Here is a 23,265-nt window from a genome sequence, read left to right on the forward strand (position 1 = left end):
TGCGCAGGTCGGCCAGGCACCTATCCGCTGTCCAAGAATCACCCGTTCGGGTGATGCGAGTGCCGCTCGGTGAATGCGGATTCCGATCGCGATAGCCGCAGGGGGGCGTGCCGTCTTGAAACGAGAACATGCGCGACGCACGCCGGCAACGCTTGGGGCGACGTCGACTGCCGCGGCGTTCCTAGCTGCCGCCAACGCGCATAGGGAGCTAGCTGTCGTCGGGAACTGGTGGAGGCGTGGGCGGGCCGCGAGCCGTCGGCTGCAGAATGGACCGACCTAACGGTGCGGCGTTGACGATGTCACTCGACCCTGCGGAACATGAACATGGCGCCGACCAGAGTCGCGCGGTGCCCACCCCGATCGCCGCGCCCCGATCAGGCCTCGCCATGTCCTTGCTCCTAGCTGTCGGTCCTGACGACACGGAAAAGTTGTGCCATGCGGTTGGCGCCCCAGGTCTGACGTGTCAGACTGCGGAACCCAGATCGGCGAGCTCGGAGGCGGCGTTGACAGACAAATGGGCGGCTGATTTTCGCCTCAGCATCACCCGCGCACTCGCCGACCAACTGGAAACCACCCTGCGGCCCCTCAAGCCCACCCCCCTGACAGCGGCCAACCTCTCCGCGGTCCTAGGTCGTCCCGGCGTGTACGCGCTGTTCTTCAACGAACGGCGCGTCTACGTCGGGAAGGCCGCCAAATCGCTGCAGGACCGGCTCACCCAACATCTCCGCAAGCTGTCCGGTCGCACTGGGCTCGACTCCGCATCCGTTCGATTCGTGTGCGTATACGTCGATGAGGACCTCGACGCGGCAGCGCCGGAAAAGCTGCTCATCAAGAAGTATCGGGAGCATGACAGCATCCCGTGGAACACCAACGGTTTCGGAAATAAGGACCCGGGCCGCAATCGCGACACGAGCGTGGTCAAGGCGGCGCACTTCGACGCCACCTATCCCATTGATCTTGACTACCAGTGCCGTCAGGAGCCGGGGATGCAGTCGGTGGCGGCCGTCTTGGAGGCCGCGAAGGGCCAGTTGCCCTATTTATTGCGGTTCGACAGCGGCGCGGCGGCCAAGAAGACTTACCGTGACACCTTGATGGTTGTGCCCGCCCAACCCTTGGCCGCGAGAGACCTCGCCCATCAGTTGGTCGCCGCTCTACCCGCTGGATGGCAGCTGACGGCCTTGCCTGGCTACCTCATCTTGTATCAAGAGCGTCGACGGTATGACAGCGCCCTTGGCTGGTGGCGACGGGAGTCGGACGGTGACGTGCAGTACACCCCGGGTCCCCGCCAGTTCGCAGCAGGTGCGGTGGACGTGGAGGCAGCGGACGTGAGTGGTGGCGACGCCACTTCGCTCTTCGAGCTCGACGCGTAACTTTGACTTAGTGAGAGGCATCGATCGCGAATGCCCACCTTCGTCGATTACGTCGAGATAAGTCTCGCCGCCGCGCGAGAGCAGTGGCAGGCCATTCTTACGCGCACACCGGTCACAGCCGGCCGGCAGGTGGCCTTCCTTCCTGTCGAGACGTTGACGTGCCTTGCCGCGAGCCTGCTGGTCAACCACCGCAAGTACGGCGGCTCGACCGCGCATAGGGCCGAGGCGCCTGTCCCCGCACTCGGGCGTCTGTTTCAACGCCCCAACAGCAGCGTCCTGGCGAAGATGGCGAACCTTGACGGCAGTAGACGCAACGGCGCCAAGTACGAGATCGAGGTAGCGGCTCATCTCCTCGCGGTTCCGGGGCGCCTGGGCGCCGTCTACCGGGTCATACTCGCCGCAGCGCGCGACGTCGGTATCGACTCAGAGAACCTCCCAGACTTTCTTGGCATCACCGACGACGACACTGACCTTCGGCTTATCGGTCAGGACGAACTCGAAGCAGCGGAAGTCGAGGAGGCCGTACAGGCGACGTCGACTGCCTGGCTCGAGTCGCGCGCCGATCTCGACGAACAGACCACAGAACGCCTCCTGGTCGCCGCTGCCCGCATCGGTCAGCACCGATTCGCCAGGGAGGTGCTGCGTAACCACGGTCACCGCTGCGTCTTCTGCGGCCTGTCGGTGAAGGTGGCAGGCGATAAGGCTCCCCGCATGCTGGTTGCCAGTCACATCAAGCCATGGCGGACGAGCACCCCGGCCGAGCGCCTAGACGCGCGCAACGGCCTTACCGCCTGCCCTACGCATGACGTCGCCTTCGACACTGGACTCATGACTGTCAACGGCGGCCTGCGTATCCATCTCAAGCCCTCACTCGCGCACGCTGTACGCATGGACACGGCGACCCGCGCCGCTTTCGGTCGACCGCCGTTGGCTGACCGTCTCCTCCTACCTGCGGCCGCGCCGCCTCCGCGGGCGAGGTACCTAACGTGGCACCACCTGCATATCTATGGAGATACACCATCGACGCCATCCGATTCTCCACTTCGGTAGGCGCCGTCCGGTCCTCGGGGTTCTCCGCATCCGTATCGGCTTGCGGCATGGGTCGTCCATTCGAGGCGTCAAGCCGCCGTGGTTCGCCGCCACGTACAGCGATCAACTACTCGCCTCGTGAGAAAAATCAAGATGACAAAGAGGATCGTTCTGGACGAGCCCGCCGGTTGGAAGCCGCCTCCCGGACCGCGGTCGCGACGCGATCGGCGGCCTCGGTGGGATTCTCGTGCTCCCAAATCCTGATCACGGTCCAGCCGGCTTCGGTGAGTAGTCCATTGGTCTCGGCGTCGCGGGCGCGGTTCCCGGCGATCTTTTCGCTCCAGAAGCGGTCGTTGGCGCGAGCGGGACGGTAATGCTCGGGGCAGCCGTGCCAGTAGCAGCCGTCGATGAACACCGCGACGCGAGCTGCGGAAAAGACAACATCAGCGGTTCGGCGCAGGCCGGCCATTGGTCTGGCGTTGATCCGGTACCGCAAGCCCATCTTGTGCAGAAGCGAGCGTACTCGTCGCTCCGGGCCTGTGTCCCGAGCCTTGTTCGCGCGCATGACGGTCCGTACGGCCGGGCTCTTCGCCCAAGACGATGAGGCGGTGTCCGGTGGGGTGAGAAGGCCTCGGGCCCAGGCCAACCGCCATCCCTCGGCCAGGTTGTCGGCCCGGGTGTCGTGTTCGACCTCGCCCAGGTATCGAGCAGGCGAGCGACCCCTGTCGGACCATCGCAGATAGGCCCGAATCCGGCGAGTTCGGGGCAGTAGTTTGAGGTCCACGGAGGCGCGGGCCCGACGTCCATCGCCGAGGTCAACCCATCGCCGATCGGGTCCTCCGGCGGCACGGTCTTGCTCCAGGGATGCCGCCTTTCGGCTGCGGCCGCGCCGGCCCCTCCAGGCTCTTGAGTCTGGGGGCTTATCCGCCCAGTGACTCTCTGATCTGGCGGAAGTGATGGTCACCGTTGGCTCTCGGCCTCGTCGAGCGCTGCGGCGATGGCTTTGGCGAAGAACTCGCCGAGGACAACGGGTACAGCGTTGCCGAGCTGGCGCATCTTCTCGCCCCGAGGACCAGCGAGCAGCCAATTGTCCGGGAAGGTCATGACGCGCGCTGTCTCCCGTACCGTCATGTACCGATGCCGGTAGGGATACGGCTTCTCGCCGGCCGGTTCATGCCACAGGTCGTCGGTCAGCATCACCGACTCGCCGCCAGGGACGCCATGCACTCCTGCCTTGACCGTCTTGGCGGGTCGGTCGAGCTCGTTCGGTGTATGGCCGGCGTAAATGCGCGCGTCTGGCCAGCCGATGTGGTCGGTGAACCCACCGAGATTGTGCTCTCGCCGATCGAGCCAGTCCCAAGGCACGGGTGGAAGGGGGGGCTGTCCGTCAAGTCCTTGGATGGCATCTCGCAGGGTTCGCCACGGCAGTCTGCCGTCATCCTCGGGAGGGGTGGTTGGCAGTCGGGACATGACGCGCTCGCGTACGTGCTCGGGCACCTGGGGATGCCTCCGCCAGTAGGTGCCGTCGAGCATCGATCGAATCAGCGCCGCCTCCGAGTATCGCGGACGCACCGACCGCTTGAAGCGCTCGATGTCGACTCCCAGGTCCGATCGAAACGCCACGATGATGATCCTGTTGCGGATCTGCGGAACGCCGTAATCGGCGGCGTTTACCGTGGTGGTGACGACGTCGTACCGCCGCTTGGGGTCCGGGGGGTCCTCGGCCAGGCGTTCCTTGAGCACCTCGTCATGGTCGCGCCAGGTCGAGTCGTGGTCACGCTCCTGGAAGGGGAGCTGCAACTCGCGCTCGATGTACTCGAAGTACGGTCGAAAGGACGGGCGCAGCAGGCCGCGTACGTTCTCGCACATGACGGCCTTGGGCTGGATCTTGCGGATGGCGCGAAACATCTCCGGGAACATGTTCCGCTTGTCCTCGTCGCCCCTCGCGACGCCGCCCAGGCTGAATGGCTGGCATGGGGGTCCCCCGGCGAGGAGATCCACCCGATCCCATAGGTAGTCGAACTTGACCCCGCTGACGTCGCCCCTGGCCAACGGCCACCTCTCGCCGGGGAGGGGCACCCGCTCGGTCTCGCCGCGGTCAACGGCGGCGTTGGCCTCAAGTGTGTCGCACGCGTACTTGACCAGTTCGTTGACCAGGAGGGGACGAAAGCCCGCTCGGTGAACAGCCATCGCCAAGCCGCCGCCGCCGGCGAAGAGTTCCACCGAGGTGCGGTCCCTGATCTGCTCTCCGGGCGGCTCAGACATGAGGGGAGCATACCGCGGAGTTGTCGATCTTGGAAAGGCGAATCGCGCGTTCGTCGCGGCCGCCGGGTCTTGGTGTCGGCTGAGTCCGTCCGAGCCGCGGCATCCGCGCGACTCGGGGTGTGGTTGGGTATCGCCATCGTGAGGAGGGCGATGGCAACTTGGCAGTTCGGTCCGTTCGACAACGACGACGCGGTTGAGTGGTGCGATGCCCTAGAGGCCGCCCCCCTCGACCAACGCGTCGAACTCGTACACGACACCCTTGCGGTCGCGGTGGCCGGGCGGGCCCTCACGGCGGGGGAAGCCGCTCGAGCGGTGGCGGCGGCCGCCACGGCGCTCCAATCGCTCAACGGCGTGCCGTTCTCGAACTCGGCGTACGCTCCACGCTTCCTGTCCGACAAAGGGGCCATGGCAGTCGATTCATCAATTCGAGACCTGGCCGTGCAAGCGCTCGGCGAAGTGCTCGCGAACGGTTCAGCCTGGCGGCTGCGATGGGCTGACGACATCGAGGAAGAAGAGGCTCTCGCTGTCGTCGAAAGCCTTCGGAGTCACCTCGTATCGGCGGTAACGCCGTAGTCACACATCGTTGGGCATGTTCTCGTCAAAATCTGCCTCAACAGGTATGTCTTTCCCGGCAGCGGTGGTGAAACTAGTGGGTGCCAGCTGTGCAAGGTCACCAATGACGCCCCCCACGATTGACTCGAGGGTCCTGTGAGGCGGCACCCGTCGGAAGTGGACATCGATCTCCTTTCGGATCAGGCTCTCCGGCTTCTGATCCTCGGCGAGTGCGTCCGCCCACTGCCTGCCTGGGTGGAGCGTGTCCCAAGGTGATCGCTTGTTACTGCGGGTCTCTGCATTATCGCCATGCTTGCTCATTCCGGAGCAGATCTTCGTATCGTTATTCCAAATCGGCTGGAAAAACTGTATGAGCTGCTCCTCGGCCGCGCTCTGATACCCCGTCTGCACGATGAGGAATCGGCACTCGAAGTCCTCCAGGCGCAAGGTTGACGTGGCCTTCTGGATGCTCTTGCGGTGATCGTTCAAACGGCGATGCAGACGCGTTCCTTGGCTTACCGCGTCCTTCGCCTCGGCGTCTTGCGGGTCCGCCTTGCCGACGTATATCGGCTGCTCCGTGCGGGAAATCGGCGAATACGCGTCAAAGGGGCCGTTGTAGTACAGCGCGTACACCCCGGCTCCATAGAAAGGCCTGAGGGCCGCCAGTGGATGCCTCTGCTGGGCGATCATGGTCAGCGCGACGATACGACCCGTGGTGCTGGGAGCGCTGGGATCGAACAGGCCTCGTGGCCTCAAGATTGGGTCGAGGCGAGTAACGGCCTGGTCCAGCCGCTTCGCCTCAGCGGCGAGGGCCCCACGCAGCGCGTTGCGGGTGGCTGTGTGACGGGGTGGATGGATCGCCTGCAACTCGTCGGCGATGGCCGCAAGTCGCTCGACGAGACTTTGGCGGCGGTCGCGCGCCCGAGGACTCGGCGAAGGCACGCCTTGAGGCTACAGGGCTACCCGGGTGACTTCCTTGCGCAGGTATCCCAGGCCTCGTCGACCAGACTCCACAGTGCTTGGCACGGCTCTGCCTTCGAGCAGCATGTCTCCTGATGGTAGGTGCTCACGAGGTATGGACGACCGAATCGCGAGGCAGCTCTGCTGCGCAGGGCTTTGTAGACATAATTGTCATTCTGTGGGCCATCGCCCAGGCACCGCTCCCGTAACGGCGTCTCGCGGTAGTCATGAAGGTCTGGCGTCACCGCCGGCGCATGACCGCGTAGACCATCCTGCTCGTCACCTGCCGGTAGCCGGCACGGGTCCAAGGTGGTGCGGGCGCGGTCGATGACGGCGGCGTCGATGTCGACGGTGGCGACGGTGCCGCCTGGTCCGAAAATGTCGGCGATCAGCGCGGCGTTGTAGCCACCGGAGCCGACCTCCAGAACCCGGGCGCCGAGCTGAAGGTGAGCGGCGTGCAACATGGCGGCTTGAAGCCACGGCTCGGAGATCGAACTCGTCGCGCGCCCGTCCGGGCCGCGGCTGGTGATGATTACGTCGTTGGCGTAGGCGACGTCGAGGCTGATGCCGTCGGCGGCGAACAGATGTCGGGGCACCCGGTGAAACGCCGCCCGGACCCGCCGGTGAGGTGATCCACTGGTCGGCGAGGAGTTGGTCGACGAGCAGAGCGCTGGCGTCATCGGCAGGCACGGTGTCGAGCGCAGAACCAGCCATGGTCGACCTCCGCGAACGGGCGTCGGAGGATGCGGATTCGCGGCGACGATATCGGGCGCATGTGACAAAAAGCGCCTGGCCCGGTCGCCTCGTGGGAGGTCCCCGGCCGACCCGTCCGTCGCCCTTTCGGAAGGCCGCGAGCGCCTGGCTGCCGCCGCGCCTCACCGTCGTGCGGACGTGAAATCGACTCATCGGGTTTTCCGCGCGGACGTAGGATTCAACGGGCGGTTTAGGTGCTGTGAATCGCGGTTCCGGCGAGGGCGAGCGCCGATGACAAGGTCCGGCGGGCCGAGTCCGGAAGTCGTCCAAGGCCGAGGCCGCTCGCGCTGATCATCTGCCTCAGCGGGCCGTGGTATTCAGGACCAACGCCTGGACCTTTGAGAAGTTCACGCGCGGCGTTGGCGTCCTGCTCCTGGAAAACCTCTGCGACCATGCGATCGATCACCGCCGTTGCAGCGGCTGTGCAAAGGTCGGGGGAAAGGTCGAGGGCGGTGAGGACTAGCCGGGTGCGAAATAGCGAGAGCCCCGGACCTGTGGCCATAGTTGATGCTCGGTCGATCAGTTCTCTGTGGTCGGCTAGGCTTCGATCGCCGACGGTGGCTGCGCTCCAGGCGTGTAGGAGATCGCGTACCAGTTCCTCCCACGGGTGCTCGATCGTGGTGCGGTTGAGGATGGCGGTAGCTGTGCGGGTGCTGCCGTGGATGAGGTGGGCTACGACGGCGACCTGTCGCCCGTCGTGCAGAGTGGTCCCGATCCCGTCGTAGCGTTCGACATGTTTCACCGCGTCGGCCCACCGCCCGCCGGCGGTGAGCGCGCGGGTTCCGTCGGACAGCAGGATGTTGCGGAGCCAGCTGGTGATCTCCTGGCGTTCCTCGACCTTTACGGGGAGCTGCCGAGGATGTATCTCCAACTCTCCGATGACGATTGGTTCGCTGTTGGCGACCGCATGGTAGAGCGCGGTGAGTAGCTGGTGCGCCGTTTCTCCGTCGCCGACGCGGATGCGCAGGCGGGCGAGATTGACGACTGGTTCAAGGGCGAAGCGGGCGGTGTATCCGTTGAGAGGGGCGCGGCTGAGGTAGAGGCGCGCGTGATGGTGGCACCAGAGTTCGGCGAGTTCTGCGTCTGCACAGTCGGAGGCGACGAGAGCAGCGCCGTTGAACACCATCGACGCCTTCTCCGGATCGTGTTCGCGGTGGGCGGTCTCGGCGAGCCCGGCGAGGCGTGTGACCCGTGCGTCGAGCGGTTTGGCTGGCGGGCGTCTGCGGGCGACGAGGGGGAAACGGGTGGCGATGCTAGGGGTGAAGGACAGGGGCATGATTGTCCTCATCTGCTGCGGTGGCCGCCCCACGGGCGAGACAGGGTATGGATGCCTGCGGTGACGCTTCGCACGCTTGCCGCGCTCCCTTCGGGCCTCCGGGGCGGGGCCACCGTCCCGGCGGCGCACGGTCAGAACGAGATCGTGAGAGTGGTGTCGGGTCGGCTGATGTCGCCGGTCTGGACCGGTCGGGTTCCGGTGCGGTGGGCGGTGACAATGGGCTGATTCGGGCGGCCCGCACTGTCCCATTGGTCGAGCAGGTCGGTCAGTTCCGCGGCGAGTTTGTCGGCGTCTGGGCCGTTGGCGATGGCGCCGAGTTCGTGGTGGCCGTCGCTGGACTGTTGAAAGGCGAGGTAGGCGATGGTGCCGCCGTCGTAGATGGCGGCTCCGGCCCACCGGTAGGCGGGGGTGAGCAGTCCGCTGGTGCGGGCGGTATCGCCTGCGCGGAGGCGGCCGAAGGGTTTGCTGGCGTTGACGAGGAGCCACAGGTCGAGGTGGCCGATGGGGTCGTCGTCGGTGACCTGGATACCGGTCCAGCGTTCGTAGCGAGGGTGGCTAAGGGCGCGGGCGAGGGCCGCGCGGTCGGGTTGGTCGTTGGCGTCGAGTTTGAGGGCCGCATCGGTGTCGAGGCGGACGTGCTGGTCGGTGTGCTCGGCCGCGCCGCGCAGGGGCACGAACCCGCAGACCAGCGGTGCCGTGGTGCTGACCAGGGTGGTGGGGTCGGCGCGGTCGAAGGCGAAGCATCGGGTCAGACCGCTTTCGTGCACGCGCAGGGGCACGACCAGGCGACCCCGCTCGGCGAGTTGGTCCCACCAGGCCGCGGAGATGTCCCACGCGCCGGCGGTGACAATGATCCGCTGGTAGGGCGCGGATTCGGGGTGGCCGAGGGCTCCGTCGCCGCAGATCACCTCGACGGTGTCGTAGCCGGCGCGGTCGAGGCCGGCGCGGGCGCCGTCGGCGAGGTCCTGATCGAGTTCGATGGTGACGACCATGCCACCGGGGTTGGTCAGTTCCGCGAGGAGGGCGGCGTTGATGCCGGTGGCCGCACCGATCTCCAGAATGTGGTCCCCGGGTTGCGGGTCGAGCTGTTCGAGCATGTCCGCGACGAGGCTGGGACTTGACGCCGACGACAGCGCGGCGCCTGTGGGGTCGCGTTTGGTGACGATCTGGCGGCGGGTGTAGACCGTCTCCAGATCGACGCCGGGAAGGAACCGCTCGCGGGGCACCGTCCGGAACGCCTGCTCGACACGGGCGGAGCGGAGGTGACCGCGCTGTTTGAGGGTGGTGACGAGCTGCTCGCGCAGTTCGGCTGCGCTGAAGTCCGCAGGATCGGCTGGGGAGTTTTTCACCGCTTTTACCCTACTGTCGGTCGAGCCGGCGAGGTGGTAGCCGGGCGGGATGGTGGACGTATGGAAGGTGACGTGCACGGCGGCTGTGGCCAAGTGCCGCGCGTCGGCCGCGGAAATGCCGAGCCGGTTGAACAGAAACAGGATGTGGTAGGTCAGCACGCCGCGTAGGTCGCGGGTCAGCGTGCCGTGCCGGTCGAGGAACCCGAGGTCTCGGCCCGCCTGCTCGTGAGCCCTCGACCACTGCGGGGTTGCGCTCAATGGGCTGCGCGGCGCGTCGTCGGCGGCGGTGAGGAGGCGCTGCATGGCGGCGATCAGCCCGGGGCTGGGCGTGGGTGCCTGCGGTTGGTGCCGGCGGGCAGCGACCTTGTGCCAGACATCGCCTTGTTCAGAGAATTCCAGGCCGGCGGCGCGCATGAGGCGGGTGGCCAGCAGCACGCCGAGCTCTCGTCGGTGATCGCCGCCGGCGGCGAGGTGTCCGAGGATGTGGCGGCTGTCGGCGTGGAACAGGGTGTGAGCGATCGTCATCGCGTGGTCGCCGCCGAAGGCGTACGCCTCGGGCCGGTAGACCGGCTCGACGACATCTCGGATGCGGTCGTCGGCGGTGATGTCGGCGAGCAGCCAGTAGAACCGGTTGAGCTGACCTCCGGGCAGCAGCCGCAGTCTCCACGTCTCGGTCTTGCGGATGAACCAGAACGCGGCGGTCACACCGTCGTCCTCGGCGACGGCGAGCGCCGGGGCGAGCCGGGTCGCGGCGTACTCCTCAGCGGCTCGCCAGCTCGCGAAGCTCAGATTGACCTGGCGCCACCGGCTGACCGGCGCGACGCCTGGTGGGGCCTCAGTATCGGCTTCGGGATCGAGGTCCATGAGGTGCTCCTTGTCTAGGTGATCAGCAGGCTCGTGGACCAGTGGATGTCGGTTCCGGTCGCGAAGGTGTGCAGGGCAAGGGCGATGCCAGCCGGCCCCGAGATCAGGCCGGACGACGCGGGTGTGGGGTCGGTGGCGTGCTGGACCAGCAGACGCATCAGGTAGGGCACCGAGGCGGGTAGGCGGGTGTCGCGGGCGTCGGCGGCGGCGTACCAGAGTGTCGCGGCGAGGCCCGCCCAGCCGTGACACAACGACGGGTCGATGATCCGGCCGAGCTGGACGGGGTCGGCCACACAGCGGGCCAGCGCGTCCTCCGCCGCCTGCTGCCGGTCGGAGTCACTGAGGGCGATACCGGCGAGCTGCACGGCGCGGGCCATCCCCGGGGTGCCGTAACACCAGGACGGGCGCGCTGGTCCAGTGATGGCGGGCCGCCCGGCGCGTAACTCCGCGACGGTGATCTTCTCGGGCCACCGCGGGCCCGCCGCGTCTGTCTGCTGCCATGTGTCCAGCCACGAGCAGATCCGGTCGATTGCCTCGGACTGTCCCGGCACCCGGATGTCGCGTCGCATGGCCAGCGACAGCAGGGCCAGGGGACCGGTGATGCCGTGCGCCATGCCGACGTTGGCGTGTCCGCCGCGCTCACGGCTCTCGCCGTTGCTGGGTGGGTCCGCGCTCCACCAACCCGGCGCGAGCAGGCCTACGGCGTCGTCGGCGTCGACCGGCTCGGTGAGCCGCACCAAATAGGCCAGCACCCGGCGCAGCAGGTCACCGTCCGGGGATCGGCGTAGCAGGTGGGCGCCCAGGCCGGTCAGCCCGCGGACGAGGTCGAACTCCGCCAACCGAGGTCGGGCGCTGGCAGCGAGGCGAGCGTCGGCAGCGGTGAGCCGATGCTCGGTAAGGTCCGCGACGGCGGTATCCAGCGCGTTGAGGGCAGCAGGTCGGGCGTGCGGCATGGCCGTGGTCAGCGCGTGAGTGACGGCGGGTGCACCGAACCACAGGCCCGCTCCGGTGCCGTTGTTCAGCGTCTCCGCGCTCGCGTGACGCAGCCAGGCACGGACCGGTTCCCATTCACCGTGCCCCGTCTGCGCGCGCACCCCGTGCAGGATCGCTACCCCGGCGGCCCCCTTGGACAGCGATTGGCCGTACCAGCGGGTGCTCCGCGGCCCGTAGTCGACCCCGTCGGGTAGCGCCGGCGGCTCCATCAGGGTGTCGCTGATGCAGGAGGCCATCGTCTCAGCCGCTCGTAGGAGCGGCGTGGCAAGCGGCGTAACCGTCATCGGGCGGCTCCTGGTGTAGGGACACGGCGACGGACCGTGGCCAGCGCGATGTGGCGGGCGAGCCGATAGGTGACCTGCTCGGCGGCCTCGTCCGGGCCGTGCGCGCGAACGAAGTGCAGATGCGTCAGCGACGTGAGTACCGTCGCAGGGGTCAGCGGTCCGCTGAAGGCGGACAACGCATCGGCGTACCGGCCGGCGGCCTGAGCGCGTTCCTGCCACGCACGCTGAACCTCGTCTGGCATGAGCGTCGGATCGAGGGCGACCGCCTGGCGCAGGACGCCCCGATCGATTGGCGCTCGTCCGGCGTGCTCCGGCCGGGCGACAAGCCACTCGCATCCGCTTTCGCGGCTACCAAGCATTGCGGCGGCCAGGTCGAGCATGCTCGCGGCGGTCAGCGCCTGCGGTGCGATTTGAGAGTCCTTCGCTGCCAGCTGGGCTAGGGCGGCACGGGAGTCCGCGCCGAACAGCTCCTCGGCGGCCGACATGGCAGGACCGGTGCCGTACCGGCCGGTTTCGGGACGATAGGTGTCCAGGCGCAGATCACCCGCGAGTCCCTGCCGCCGAAGCGCGACCGCCCACCGGCCGACTCTGATCGCCGCCTGCCCGTAGTCGTCGGTGTGCAGCCGAAGCCGCAGGTGTGAGTAAGGACGGCGCATCCGGATGAACCACCACATCGGCGGTTCGGGCCAGTCGGCGAACAGGGCCGGCAGCCCTCGCCGCAACACCAACTCCACCGTCGACGGGTCGACTGCGAGGGATCCGGACAGTAACCCGCTCTCTCCCGGCAGCACCGGGTCAGCGGGCGCGCACGGCGGCCACGAGGCTCTTGCAGCGACTGAGGCGGGCGCCGCAGCCGCAGCGGCGGTGGAGGCGACCGGTACGACGATTTCGTGCGCGCGGCCGGATAGCCATCCGAAGTCCTCTGACCCGGCGGCCTCCACGATGGTGATCCCCGCGTCCCTGTTGGCGTCCAGGTGCGCGCGCAACAGCGACCGGTCCATGGCCTGATCGAGGTCGAGTCGCAGCCGCTGGTCGCTGCGGCCGACCTGCACCCACCTCGGCAGCCGCAGCCGCTCCCGCAGCCCGTCCCACGCCACCGACCATCGGCCGTCGCTGGCGTCGGCGGCGGGAAGCCGCGCCGGATCGATCCGCCACCGCGCCGCGGACAGCAGAACCCGTCCGTATCGCAGGGCGGGCCGAAACGGCAGACACGACGCCGCACCCCAGTCGAACGGCTTGAGTCGCGCGTCCAGGGCCCGCGGCAGCTCGACGAGGAACCGGGCGAGCAGAGGCATCGTGTGCACGGCGCCGGCGTGCGCCACCGTGGGCTCGACCACGCGGCGCCGCGACATCGACACCACGACAAGTCGGGCAGCGTCGGCAGCAACGCCGAGGTCATCGAGGGCAATCATGTCCTCGGCGGTCGGGCGGTGCTCGGCCATGCTGACCAGCCATGGAAGGACCTGCGGAGAGCTGAGCACGTTCTGGGCATGAAGCTTGCGCGGCGGGAAGCTCACCTGAGCCGCCATGGCACCTTCCACCGCGACCGGAAGGCGCGCGAACTGCCCGCGCATCAGCTCCCGCTCGGCATATGGCAGCACGTCGAGGAAGCGGCCACTCGTCGCCACAGCCGACCGGCCCATACCCGTCACCGCGACAACGAACCGGCCTTCTGCCAGTGCGCGCAACGACACCGCGCGCACCTCCGCCGTCACGTCGACATGCGGACTGACGCTGCCTCCTGCGTGATCGGGGCCGGCGAGCGCCCCCACGGTCGCATCGTCGAGAATCAGCTCTCGAACATCGTCGAGCGCCGCTTGCTGTGCTAACGCCAGCAGGCGCTCGTCCCGAGCGGACAGCGGAGCCGCCAGGTCAGCATCGCCGAAGTGCTCCGGGAAGCCGAGACCGGTCACTGGATCGACAACCTCGGCAAGCGGCACCAGCGCAGCCATGCCGTACCGATCGACGAACCGGGAGTGGTAGGCGCGCCACTGGGGGCGCCCCGTCGGATGCGGCGTCAATCGCCGCAGCACCTCCACCGACGCGACGACCTCCGCGGCGACCTGATGCGGCACAACGACTTGATCCGCGAGCCGAAGATCCACCGCTAACGGCTGTGCAACTACCGCCAGCTCCCGCATCCGAGCGGTCAGCCCACCAAGGTCTATCGCCTGGCCCGTGGTGACACCGAGGTGACCGTGTAGCGTCCGAAGTTTCTTGACCGTTTGCCTGACGGATTCGACGTCGGGGGCTGCGTCGAGCTGGTCCAGGAGGTGCTTGATCGGGTCGGTGCAGGTAGACGGCGGCCTCAGGGACGAGATCAACACACCCTGCTCGACCAGGCCGGCGACCAGAGCCTCGACCGAGGCACGCGGGAACTCCAGATAGCCGGCAGCGATCTTGTCGACGAGCTCGGCCCACCGCACCGGCTCGGCGCTCAGAGACATCGCCAGCCGCACTGCCTCGGTACGCCTCACCGACGAGATCCCGTCGGCGGGCACGGAGGCGTGGGGCCGGCAATGCACGACGATCCGAAGCCCCGACACCTGCGCCAGGTTGTTGGCCTGGACGGACAGCCCGTTGCGCACGGTCGGATCGGCCTCCAGGAGCGCGATCAACGACGCCAGCCACTCCGCGTCCGGCCGCACACGGATCGCTGACCGCTCCGACGGCGTCACGGCGGCTACCGCATCGAGGCGTAGCGGCGCGACCCCCGAGAACAACCCGAACGGCGTCGCTCGACCCCGGGCGCGGGCCCGGTACCGTGCCACTGCCAACGCCATCCGCCACGCCTGGCCGGCGTCGAGCCTCGCGTCAGCGAGAGCCGCCTCGACACGGTCGGCAAGTGCGGGACTTGCCACCCAGACCGCTTCCGAGACCCCGACCTGACGCCAGGTCGCTCGAAGCCATGACTCGACACCGGCAGGATCATGCCGGTGCGGCCAGGGCGCTTCACGATTCGGCCAGACGCGAGCCGCGATGCGAATACTGGCGGCATCTACCACACGGAACATGACCGCCCTCCAGCCGTCGATGAGTCTCCTTGCGCGGACCTGCCTCGTGTGGCGCCGGTTCCAGCCGGCGGCTGGGGGACCACCGGCCGGAACCGGCCGGTACGTCGGACTAGCAGTCGCCGCCCCTCACGGTGTCGCAGCCGTCGTCCGTGTCCCCCAGCAGCGCGGCGGCGACCGGGCCCTCCGTGACGATCTCCACGTCGAGCTGGAACGGTTCACCGCTGACGGCGAGCAGGTTCTCCATGACTGGTCCCTCCAACGAGACTTCGATGGGTGGGCAGGCAGACCTTGCGGCCACCAGCCCGTGGGCTACTTCGCGTTTCCTCCGCAGCCGGGATCGGGTAGCGGGAGCTGCTGTCGCTGGCCGAGCAGCGACACGTGCCTTCCCTGACTTCCACGTCGGTTCCGAAGCGGCCGGCTGCCGCCCTAGAGCCTTACCGGCTACACATGACACGATCACTCATGGTTAGTGGTGCGGGAATACCGACTTGCGGTCCGACTTCGTGTCCCCTCGCGGCGCGACAGCGTAAGGGCTGGATGATCGAGACAGCCGGTGGCATAGTCGGCAGGGCTCAGCAGGCTGGGTAAGGGGAACTCGTGCCTCGTCATCCGGACACCATGATCAGTCCGAACACCGTGCTCAGCGACGCCCGGCATCGGCTGCCCTCACCTGTGCGACCCGGCCAGCGTATGTCCCGTAGCGAGCTAGCCGATGCGGTCAACACCGCGCTCGATCGGATCTATCCCGACCGCGACGTCACCGCCCAGTACGTCGACTCCCGCTGGGTCGGCAAGCTGGAACGCGGTGAGCATCGGTGGCCCAGCGAAGCGCGGCGGACAGCTCTGCGTCAGGTGCTTGGTGCTGTCACCGATGCGGATCTCGATCTTTACAGCCCTCGACGTAGCGACGGCGTAGAAGCTGAAGGGCCTACGGTCGAGCCTCAGCCAGGTAGCTGGGAAGAGGCCATCTACCTCCTGCGCGAGCAGTGGCATCTGCTGGTGCAGAACGACAAGATGTTCGGTCCCGAGTACGCACTGATGGGTGTCACGAGGCAACTGGCCACGATCGAGGGCACCCTGTCCGGGGTTCCCCAAGCACTTCGACCCGCCGTCATTCGACTCGCCGCCCAGTACGCCGAATCCGCGGCATGGCTTCACCAATCTCTCAACGACCACGCCGCCGGCCACCGCCGAACACGACAAGCCCTCGCCTGGGCAGACGAGATCGCCGACCCACCGATGACCGCCTGGGCCACCTACCGCAGCAGCCAACAATGGCTGGCATCGGGGCGCGCCGCCGAAGCCGTCGAGCAGGCAGAGGCCGCGCTGCTGCATGACCCGAAGCTTCCTCGCCCGATGCGCGCGGCGCTCCGTGTGCAGCACGCGCACGCCCTCGCCGCGGCAGGTGAGCACCAATCAGCCATGCGGCTGCTCGACTCCGCGCACCGCTGGGCAGCGGACCGTTACCCGGGAAAGCCGGAAGGCGAGCACGCCTCCTACTGCACCAGCGGATACATCGAAGTACACCGCGGGGCATGCCTTCGGCTGGCACAGAGGCCCCAGGCCGCGATCGAGGTACTCGACCAGGCGCTTCCGGCAATTCCGCGCAGGCATCGCCAGGACTTCGCGTCAGCACTGCTGCTCAAGGCGATGGCACATGCCGCAGCACGCCAACCGGATCAGGCAGCGGCAGCGGCACATCACGCGCTGCCGATCGCACGCCGAGCGGGATCGCGATGGGTCTTGCATCAGCTCGCACAACTCGGTGCCGCGGTCAGCGGACACCAGCAGCTACCAGAGGTCCATGCCTTCCTCTACGACCTCCAGGAGATGACCTGATGGCATCAGACGTCGAACTCGCGGCGATGCGCCAAGCGATCACTCTGTCGTCGATCGGTCTGGGAACCACAAGCCCAAACCCGCCCGTCGGCTGCGTCATCCTCGATCGATATGGCGTAACCATCGGCGAGGGCTATCACCGGTGCAAAGGAGAAGCACACGCCGAGGTCAACGCGCTAAGCGCAGCGGGCCCTGCAGTGCAAGGCGGCACCGCTGTCGTCACGCTCGAACCCTGCAACCACATCGGCGTCACCCCGGCCTGCCGGCAGGAACTCATCGACGCCGGCATCGCGCGCGTCGTCATCAGCGTCCTCGACCCGACCTCCCGGGGCGATGGTGGCGCCGCGGTACTCACCGCCCACGGCATTGACGTCGAGACCAACGTGCTGCCCGACGAGACACTCACCGTCCTCGGCCCCTGGCTCGCCGCCACCCGCCGCCGCCGTCCCTACTTGATCTGGGCATACGCCCTCGACAAGCAGAACAGCCAGCTTGTCAACGAGCAACTGGCCGTAGATCTGCGAAGTCGTACAGACCTCGTGCTCAATGACAAGACCCTTGAAGAGGGAGTCCCTGGCGGTCACGCGCCCGAACACTTCACGCTGCCCCACGACCTGAGCGCTGATCTCCGATCGTGGCTGTCGGCCTGCTACGCCACCGGCTCACGAACCATCGTGGCCGTTGGAGCCGATCATTCCGGCGCACTCCACGAGAACCTTGACTGCGTCGACGAGATCGTGATCGCCGTCAAGAAAGCCGCACCGACGGGGGTCATTGCGGCAGCCACCGCAGACCTCACGACGGCGGGTTTCGAGCTGGCTGATATCTCGCCCGGGAGGACGTGCGTGCGTGTTCGCCTTCGCCGGCCCAACGCGTCTCCTTAACGAGTCGACATCGCACGGCCGGGTCTGTGCTGCTGCCGTAGCCGGGGTCGGCCGATTCGCTGCCTGCCATACCTAGTACGCGCGTAAACCTAGAACAGGTACGCCGAGTTGATTGCTCGGCCAGCACCCACGCGCCCAACCGTCGGCGGCGGCGTCCCTAATCGCGGTCCGCCGACTCGCGTCTACCGTGAGGTAATCACAGATTCCGCTGACGACAGCGACATTCGGCCCAGATGCCCGTTCTCCAGCGCGCTGATCTGTCGCCTCGGAAAGCTCAGCGCGCGGACGATCGACTTGCCCGTGACATCATGTTCCTCCCGCAGTCGGCGGGCTTCACGTCCGAGCCATTGTCGGCGGACATACGACTAGTACTCCAGCCGGGGATCGTGATCACGGCTCGATGAGGGCTTGCCGGGCGTAGTGGCTGGTCATGGCTTTGGCTTGGTGGCGACGTCGGCGGATTGACCAGAGCAGCGGGTCGCAGCGCCGGCGGGTGGGCTCGATGATCAGGATGTGGAACAGGTGGCGTAGCTCGTTGACGGTCAGCGGGATCAGCCCGACCGGCTGGTAGTGGTTGCGGTGCTCGGCGGTCGCGGCGGCGAGGAACGCGTGGGCGAGGATCGCCAGGGTGTTCCAGCGGTGCCAGGAGGTCCAGCGGCGGTGTTGGTGCTGGTCGAGGCCGAGGCCGGTCTTCGCGGCCTGGAACGATTCCTCGATCTTCCAGCGGCGGCCGGCGATCGCGACGAGAGTGCCGAGCGCGACGACCTCGGGTGACCAGCAGCGGTAGAAGGCCAGCTCACCGGTGCGACGGCTGCGGCGGATCAGCAGCCAGTGGTGCCCGCTCTGGTCATCGATGGCGTGGGGCAGGGCGATGAAGGCCCAGTCGTAGTAGCGGTGGCCTTTTGCGCCCCGGCCGGCGGAAATTCGCTGCCAGGCGGTGTCGGGAAGCTCGGCGGCGAGGGCGTCGACGCGGTAGACGCCGAGGCCGGTGATCACCTGATGTGAGCAGGCCACGGCCAGGACATAGCCCAGTCGTAGTTGACGCAGCCGGGCGGCCAGCCGCGGGTCGTTGCCGTAGGCCTCGTCGCCGGCCGCCCACCGGCACGGCAGCCCAGCGGTGACCGCGGCGGCGATCATGCGGGCCGCCAGCTGTGGTTTCGTCGCGAAGCGCACCTGCTCAGGGACACCGGCCTCGGCACGTCGTTCGGGGTCGTCGCACCACGACTTCGGCAGGTAGAGGGCCGTGTCGAGCATCGCGTGAGCAGCCTCGGTGGCATAGACCAGGTGCACGGCGAGCTGGCAGTTCTCGATCTTCCCGGCGGTGCCCGAATACTGCCGCTGCACCCCGACGGTGTGCCGACCCTTCTTCAGATCACCCGTCTCATCGATGACCAGCACGGCCTCACCATCACCGAGATGCTCACCGACGAACTCGCGGACATCGGCACGAACCTCGGCGTCGTCCCACGTCACCCGGGTCAGCAGGTCCTGCATCCCGTCCGGGCCGGCGTCCCCGGCGTGTTCGGCGATGCTCCAGCAGTTCTTCCGCGGTAGCGGCGCCAACAGCCCCCGAACGAAGTCACACACCCGCCGACGCGGCTCGGGCCTGCGGAAACGCTGCCCGACCGTCAACATCAGGTCGTCGAACAACACCCGCCACCGCTGGGCGTCTACCCTGTATCCGGCAGCCACCGCTGCATCATGGTCAGTCCACACAACCGCCCATGATCGACGGTGGCTGCCCTCGTACCCCCACCGCACCGAACCGCAGCTCAGCCGAGGTCAACATCCCCGGCTGGAGTACTAGGCTCAACGCGTGGGCGTGCGGACGGGCCCAGCGCACCAGCGCCTTCAGTGACGCGGCCGGCAGCCGCCGCACCACAGCGAAGGTGGTCGCCCGCCGTGCCGCCCACAACGCGCACCCGGTGCACACGAACACACCCGGCGTCATGCCGAGCTCGGCGACCTCGTCGGCGGCGAAGGTGTTACCGCAGCAGCCATATCGACGGGTCGGATCGAGCCATCGGCCGGCGTCATCACACGACCCTCTTCCTCAACGCCCTGGCCAGGTCGGCTACCTCGGGCAACCCGGCGAGGCTCCCGGACTCTGTCCGGAAAACCCGGCAGGTCAACCCCGCCGGTACCGCTTCGTTTCCGAGCAGGTCGACCCCGTCGATCAGGAACGTCGGCGACCCGGCCAAGCCGGCCGCCGCAGCCTCCGGTTCGCTGCTGACCACCACGAATTCGACATTCACCGCGGCCTGACCGACAGCGTCCAACGCCACCCGCAACCGTTGTCCGGCCGCCCGTCAATTCGGGCAATCCGCGAAATACACAATCGACGCCCTCACCCGATCTATTCTGCCCCTTCGGACCGCTGAAGCAGTGGTTCAGCCCCGCCTCCGGCAGCAGGGAGGGGAGGGTCGTACCGCGCGGCGCACAAGATCGCCTCGCCGTCGTCGGCGAAGGGTTCAGCGGGGCTGCACGGCGTCCTTGTCTTCCGATGCATTCGAGGGGTGCGGCGCGGGCTCGTCCGGCGTGCTCACTCGGGTGGCCGGGTCGTTCGCCGTTCGTGGGCCTCGCCAGAGGTAGAGGACGGCGGCGAGGAAGATGATCAGGGAAGTCCAGTCGTTAAGGCGCAGGCCGAGGATGTGGTTGGCGTGGTCGACGCGTAGGGCTTCGATCCAGGCGCGGCCGACGGTGTAGGCGGCGACGTAGAGGGCGAACGCGCGGCCGCCGCCGAGCTTGAAGCGGCGTTCGGCCCAGATCACCAGGCCGGCCACGCCGAGGTCCCACAGGCATTCGTAGAGGAACGTCGGGTGGTAGAGGGCGACGGTCGGGGTGTCGGCGGGTCGGTGAGCAGGGTCGATGTGCAGCGCCCACGGCAGGGTGGTGGCCCGGCCGTAGAGTTCCTGGTTGAAGTAGTTACCCCACCGGCCGATGGCCTGGGCGACGACCAGGCCAGGTGCGAGGGCGTCGGCGTAGGCGGTCAGGGCGATGCCGCGGCGGCGGCAGCCGATCCAGGCGCCGAGCGCGCCGAAGGCCACCGCGCCCCAGATGCCGAGGCCGCCGTCCCAGATGTACAGCGCCTGGATGGGGTGGTGGCCGGCGGTGAAGTACAGCTCTGGGTCGGTGATGACGTGGTAGAGCCGGCCGCCGATGATGCCGAACGGGACCGCCCAGACGGTCACGTCGAGGACGTCTTCGGCGCGGCCGCCGCGGGCGACCCACCGGCGGCGGGTGATCAGGACCGCCACGATGATGCCGGCCAGGATGCAGAACGCGTACGCGCGTACGGGTAGGGGGCCCAGGTGCCAGACTCCCCGGGAGGGACTGGGCAGATAGGTCAAGATCATGGTGTCTCCCGCCGGCATGCCGGTGCTCGCCGCAGTCGGCCTCGGCGCCGGGTCGAGGTCACGGTAGGCCCGGCCACTGGCCAGGCATGCTCGCTTGGCACGTTACCGCCGGGCGTGGCCGCCGTTGTCCACGGGTTGGTGGTGCCGAAGCCGTGGGGGCGTTGGGTGCGGCCTGCGGGGCAGGTCGGCGCGTGCGGGCGCATCATGGGGTCATGACCTCTTCGCACGCGGCCGGCACGGTCTTTTCGAACCACCCCGGGCAGGGTGCGGCCGGTTCCGGGGCCGCGTTACGGCTGTCGGGTGCGGTCGTGCCGGTGGTCGGTACGGCTCGGGTGTACACGTGTGGGATCACCCCGTATGACGTGACGCATCTGGGGCACGCGGCGACGTTCGTGTGGTCGGATCTGCTGGCGTCGGTGTGGCGGCTGGCCGGGGTGGAGACGCTCGGTTGCCGCAACGTCACTGATGTCGATGATGTGCTGACCCGGGCCGCGGGTCTGCGCGGCAGTGACTTCGACCAGTTCGCGTTGCAGCAGGAGTACCTGTTCGACAAGGACATGACCGCGTTGCGGGTGCGGCGTCCGGCGCACGAGCCGCGGGCGCGGCATCACATCAGCGCAGTGCAGCAGCTCGCCGGGGCCCTGCTGGCCGGCGGGCGGGCGTATCTGCGGGACGGGTTCGTGTACTTCCGTGGGGCGCAGGTTGCCGCGGCGTGCGGGTTGTCGCGTGCGGAGGCGCTCGCGCGGAGCTCGGAGTACGGCGACGATCCGCAGGATCCGCGTCGTGACGACCCGTTCGACGTGGCGGTGTGGCGGCCGTCGGGTGAGGGCCAGCCGGCGTGGCCGAGCCCGTGGGGGCCGGGCCGCCCGGGCTGGCACGCGGAGTGCGCGGCGATGGCGCTGTCGGTGTTCGGGCCGAGTGTGGACGTGCTGGCCGGTGGGGAGGATCTGGTGTTCCCCCACCACGCGTATCAGGCGGCGATGGTCGAGGCGGTCACGTCGGTGGCACCGTTCGCGCGGGCGCGGTTGCACGTGGGGGCGGTGCATCAGGACGGCACCAAGATGGCCAAGTCGACCGGCAACCTGACCCTGGTCGCCGATCTGTTGCGTGATCATTCCCCGGCGGCGGTGCGGATGCTGCTGCTGGACCGGCCGTGGCGGTCGGTGTGGCAGTATCGTCCCGGTGATCTCGACACGGCGGCGGCCCGGCTCGAGCAGCTGTACGCGGCGGCCGGCCGCCCGGGTGGCACCGGTGAGGCCGCCATCGGTGTTGTCGTTGCGGCCCTGCTCGACGACCTCGACGTGCCCCAGGCGGTCGAGGTGGCGGTGGACGCCGGCGGCGACGCGGCGCGGCTACTGCTGCGGGTGCTGGCCCTGGCGTGAGCGACGCGGCCAGGGGCGCGGCATGAAGCGCGGGGTCCGGGCCGCGTACGCCGGGTAGTCGGGGAAACGGCGGGTGAGCTGGGTTTCCTCCCAGCGGGACTTCGCGGCGAGCAGCGCGGCCAGAGCCACGGCGGCGATGGCCCGAGGCAGGCTGCCGGAGGCGATGATCCACCCGGCGGCGGCCAGGAGCAGTCCGCTGTAGACGGGGTGGCGTACCCGGCGGTAGAGCCCGGTGGTGCGCAGGCGGGCAGCGTCGTTGGGTAGCGGTGAGGCGGTCAGGCCGCGGCCGAGTCCGGCCGCGGCGGCTGCGGCGAGCACCGCCCCGGCAACCGTGACGGCTGCGCCGGCCAGCCGCACCGGCCATGGTACGGGCCAGCCCGGTCGGGCCGGCGCGACAGCGACCGCCGCGATGAGCAGCAGCTGCGCGGCGACGAGACTCCACGCGATTATCTGCGGCCGGGAGCCGGCGCCGGAGTGAGGTGCGGCATGCATGCCGGCGGGTCAGGCCGTGATGGCGGGCAGCCGGTCGATGATCTCGGCCGGGGTGTGATCGCGGGGGCCGCGGTTGTAGGGCAGGGCGGACAGGATGCGGCCCATGGTGCAGGTGTCGCTCAGGGCGGAGAAGGTCAGTCCGGCGCCGATACCCGCGGCGAGCCAGCGGGCCTTGGGGGCGCGTAGGCCGGCGGCCAGCCCGGCCAGGACGAGGCCGCCGGCGACCAGGCGTACCTGACGTTCCAGCGACCAGCGGGCCCTGCCGCGAACGATGTCGCCGCCGGTGACGGCGTACTGCTCGACACCGCCATCGAGGACCCGCAGGCCGCCGGCGCCGGCTGCGGTGAGGCGGCGGCGGGCTTGCTCGGCGCGGGTGCCGGACTGGCACATCAGCACGACATCGCCGTCGAGGCGGGCGGCGACCTGTGGGGCGTGACTTTCGATGACGGTCAGTGGCACGTTCACGGCGCCGTCGATGTGGGTGGTCTCGTACTCGGCCGGGGTCCGCACGTCGACGATGCTCACCTGCCCGCCGCCGGTGAGCCGCTGGAACAGGGCGGTGACGTCGAGGCGGTCCGGGGCCGAGGTGGTCACAGAGTTTCT

The 23,265-nt window shown here is 68.3% G+C and carries 20 protein-coding genes; 6 read left to right on the forward strand and 14 right to left on the reverse strand.

The window, feature by feature from the left end; translation table 11 throughout:
• Positions 1 to 503 precede the first annotated feature (503 nt).
• The gene (locus tag PVK74_RS29995) at positions 504 to 1,370 is read left to right on the forward strand and encodes an Eco29kI family restriction endonuclease (RefSeq protein WP_274477739.1); all 867 of its coding nucleotides are present in this window, start codon (positions 504 to 506) and stop codon (positions 1,368 to 1,370) included.
• Between the two features lie 30 nt (positions 1,371 to 1,400).
• Complete coding sequence (locus PVK74_RS30000; protein ID WP_274477740.1) at positions 1,401 to 2,420, forward strand: HNH endonuclease; 1,020 nt, start codon at positions 1,401 to 1,403, stop codon at positions 2,418 to 2,420.
• A 127-nt stretch (positions 2,421 to 2,547) separates the two neighbouring features.
• Here the strand turns inward: PVK74_RS30000 and PVK74_RS30005 are convergent, their stop codons facing one another.
• Both PVK74_RS30005 and PVK74_RS30010 read right to left on the reverse strand, forming a co-directional pair.
• Positions 2,548 to 2,964, reverse strand: coding sequence for a very short patch repair endonuclease (locus PVK74_RS30005; protein ID WP_274477741.1), 417 nt, complete (start codon positions 2,962 to 2,964; stop codon positions 2,548 to 2,550).
• Positions 2,965 to 3,359: 395 nt separating this feature from the next.
• On the reverse strand, positions 3,360 to 4,664 hold the full coding sequence (locus PVK74_RS30010) for a DNA cytosine methyltransferase (protein WP_274477742.1): 1,305 nt from the start codon (positions 4,662 to 4,664) through the stop codon (positions 3,360 to 3,362).
• A gap of 150 nt (positions 4,665 to 4,814) precedes the next feature.
• On the opposite strand from PVK74_RS30010, the gene PVK74_RS30015 reads away from it, so the two are divergent.
• Complete coding sequence (locus PVK74_RS30015; protein WP_274477743.1) at positions 4,815 to 5,237, forward strand: DUF4259 domain-containing protein; 423 nt, start codon at positions 4,815 to 4,817, stop codon at positions 5,235 to 5,237.
• On the opposite strand, the gene PVK74_RS30020 is transcribed toward PVK74_RS30015, so the two are convergent.
• The 7 genes from PVK74_RS30020 to PVK74_RS30050 all read right to left on the reverse strand — a co-directional run bounded on the left by PVK74_RS30020 (position 5,238) and on the right by PVK74_RS30050 (position 14,953).
• Positions 5,238 to 6,158, reverse strand: a complete 921-nt coding sequence (locus PVK74_RS30020) for an Eco29kI family restriction endonuclease (protein WP_274477744.1) — start codon at positions 6,156 to 6,158, stop codon at positions 5,238 to 5,240. It lies immediately after the preceding gene.
• A 17-nt stretch (positions 6,159 to 6,175) separates the two neighbouring features.
• Complete coding sequence (locus PVK74_RS30025; protein ID WP_274477745.1) at positions 6,176 to 6,856, reverse strand: class I SAM-dependent methyltransferase; 681 nt, start codon at positions 6,854 to 6,856, stop codon at positions 6,176 to 6,178.
• Positions 6,857 to 7,119: 263 nt separating this feature from the next.
• A complete protein-coding gene (locus PVK74_RS30030; RefSeq protein WP_274477746.1) occupies positions 7,120 to 8,205 on the reverse strand; it encodes a hypothetical protein in 1,086 nt (361 codons plus the stop codon).
• A gap of 131 nt (positions 8,206 to 8,336) precedes the next feature.
• Positions 8,337 to 10,418 (reverse strand): methyltransferase, FxLD system, encoded by a 2,082-nt coding sequence (fxlM, locus tag PVK74_RS30035; protein WP_274477747.1) that lies wholly within the window; start codon positions 10,416 to 10,418, stop codon positions 8,337 to 8,339.
• 14 nt (positions 10,419 to 10,432) lie between these two features.
• Positions 10,433 to 11,695, reverse strand: coding sequence for a lanthionine synthetase C family protein (locus PVK74_RS30040; RefSeq protein ID WP_338020353.1), 1,263 nt, complete (start codon positions 11,693 to 11,695; stop codon positions 10,433 to 10,435).
• Complete coding sequence (locus PVK74_RS30045; RefSeq protein WP_274477749.1) at positions 11,692 to 14,709, reverse strand: lantibiotic dehydratase; 3,018 nt, start codon at positions 14,707 to 14,709, stop codon at positions 11,692 to 11,694. Before PVK74_RS30045 ends, PVK74_RS30040 begins: the two co-directional genes overlap by 4 nt.
• Positions 14,710 to 14,818: 109 nt before the next feature.
• A complete protein-coding gene (locus PVK74_RS30050) occupies positions 14,819 to 14,953 on the reverse strand; it encodes an FxLD family lanthipeptide (protein ID WP_073827131.1) in 135 nt (44 codons plus the stop codon).
• Between the two features lie 374 nt (positions 14,954 to 15,327).
• Between PVK74_RS30050 and PVK74_RS30055 the strand changes: the two genes are divergently transcribed.
• Both PVK74_RS30055 and PVK74_RS30060 read left to right on the forward strand, forming a co-directional pair.
• Complete coding sequence (locus tag PVK74_RS30055) at positions 15,328 to 16,548, forward strand: NsdA family TPR-like regulatory protein (protein ID WP_274477750.1); 1,221 nt, start codon at positions 15,328 to 15,330, stop codon at positions 16,546 to 16,548.
• A complete protein-coding gene (locus tag PVK74_RS30060) occupies positions 16,548 to 17,432 on the forward strand; it encodes a bifunctional diaminohydroxyphosphoribosylaminopyrimidine deaminase/5-amino-6-(5-phosphoribosylamino)uracil reductase RibD (RefSeq protein WP_274477751.1) in 885 nt (294 codons plus the stop codon). Before PVK74_RS30055 ends, PVK74_RS30060 begins: the two co-directional genes overlap by 1 nt.
• A gap of 390 nt (positions 17,433 to 17,822) precedes the next feature.
• On the opposite strand, the gene PVK74_RS30065 is transcribed toward PVK74_RS30060, so the two are convergent.
• The 3 genes from PVK74_RS30065 to lgt all read right to left on the reverse strand — a co-directional run bounded on the left by PVK74_RS30065 (position 17,823) and on the right by lgt (position 20,788).
• Positions 17,823 to 19,067: an IS701 family transposase gene (locus tag PVK74_RS30065; protein WP_274479311.1), complete on the reverse strand. Its 1,245-nt coding sequence runs from the start codon at positions 19,065 to 19,067 to the stop codon at positions 17,823 to 17,825.
• Positions 19,068 to 19,468: 401 nt separating this feature from the next.
• The gene (locus PVK74_RS30070; RefSeq protein WP_274477752.1) at positions 19,469 to 19,717 is read right to left on the reverse strand and encodes a hypothetical protein; all 249 of its coding nucleotides are present in this window, start codon (positions 19,715 to 19,717) and stop codon (positions 19,469 to 19,471) included.
• Positions 19,718 to 19,903: 186 nt separating this feature from the next.
• Positions 19,904 to 20,788 carry a prolipoprotein diacylglyceryl transferase gene (lgt, locus tag PVK74_RS30075; RefSeq protein WP_187691560.1) on the reverse strand — a complete coding sequence of 295 codons (885 nt, stop codon included), beginning with the start codon at positions 20,786 to 20,788 and terminating at the stop codon, positions 19,904 to 19,906.
• Between the two features lie 152 nt (positions 20,789 to 20,940).
• On the opposite strand from lgt, the gene PVK74_RS30080 reads away from it, so the two are divergent.
• On the forward strand, positions 20,941 to 22,170 hold the full coding sequence (locus PVK74_RS30080; RefSeq protein WP_274477753.1) for a cysteine--tRNA ligase: 1,230 nt from the start codon (positions 20,941 to 20,943) through the stop codon (positions 22,168 to 22,170).
• Here the strand turns inward: PVK74_RS30080 and PVK74_RS30085 are convergent.
• Both PVK74_RS30085 and PVK74_RS30090 read right to left on the reverse strand, forming a co-directional pair.
• Positions 22,141 to 22,662, reverse strand: a complete 522-nt coding sequence (locus PVK74_RS30085) for a methyltransferase family protein (protein ID WP_187691561.1) — start codon at positions 22,660 to 22,662, stop codon at positions 22,141 to 22,143. The two genes, PVK74_RS30080 and PVK74_RS30085, sit on opposite strands and share 30 nt — an antisense overlap.
• A 9-nt stretch (positions 22,663 to 22,671) precedes the next feature.
• Positions 22,672 to 23,256, reverse strand: coding sequence for a rhodanese-like domain-containing protein (locus tag PVK74_RS30090; RefSeq protein ID WP_274477754.1), 585 nt, complete (start codon positions 23,254 to 23,256; stop codon positions 22,672 to 22,674).
• Between the last annotated feature and the right edge of the window lie 9 nt (positions 23,257 to 23,265).

It is taken from the genome of Micromonospora chalcea, from assembly GCF_028768405.1.
Lineage (GTDB): Bacteria > Actinomycetota > Actinomycetes > Mycobacteriales > Micromonosporaceae > Micromonospora > Micromonospora chalcea.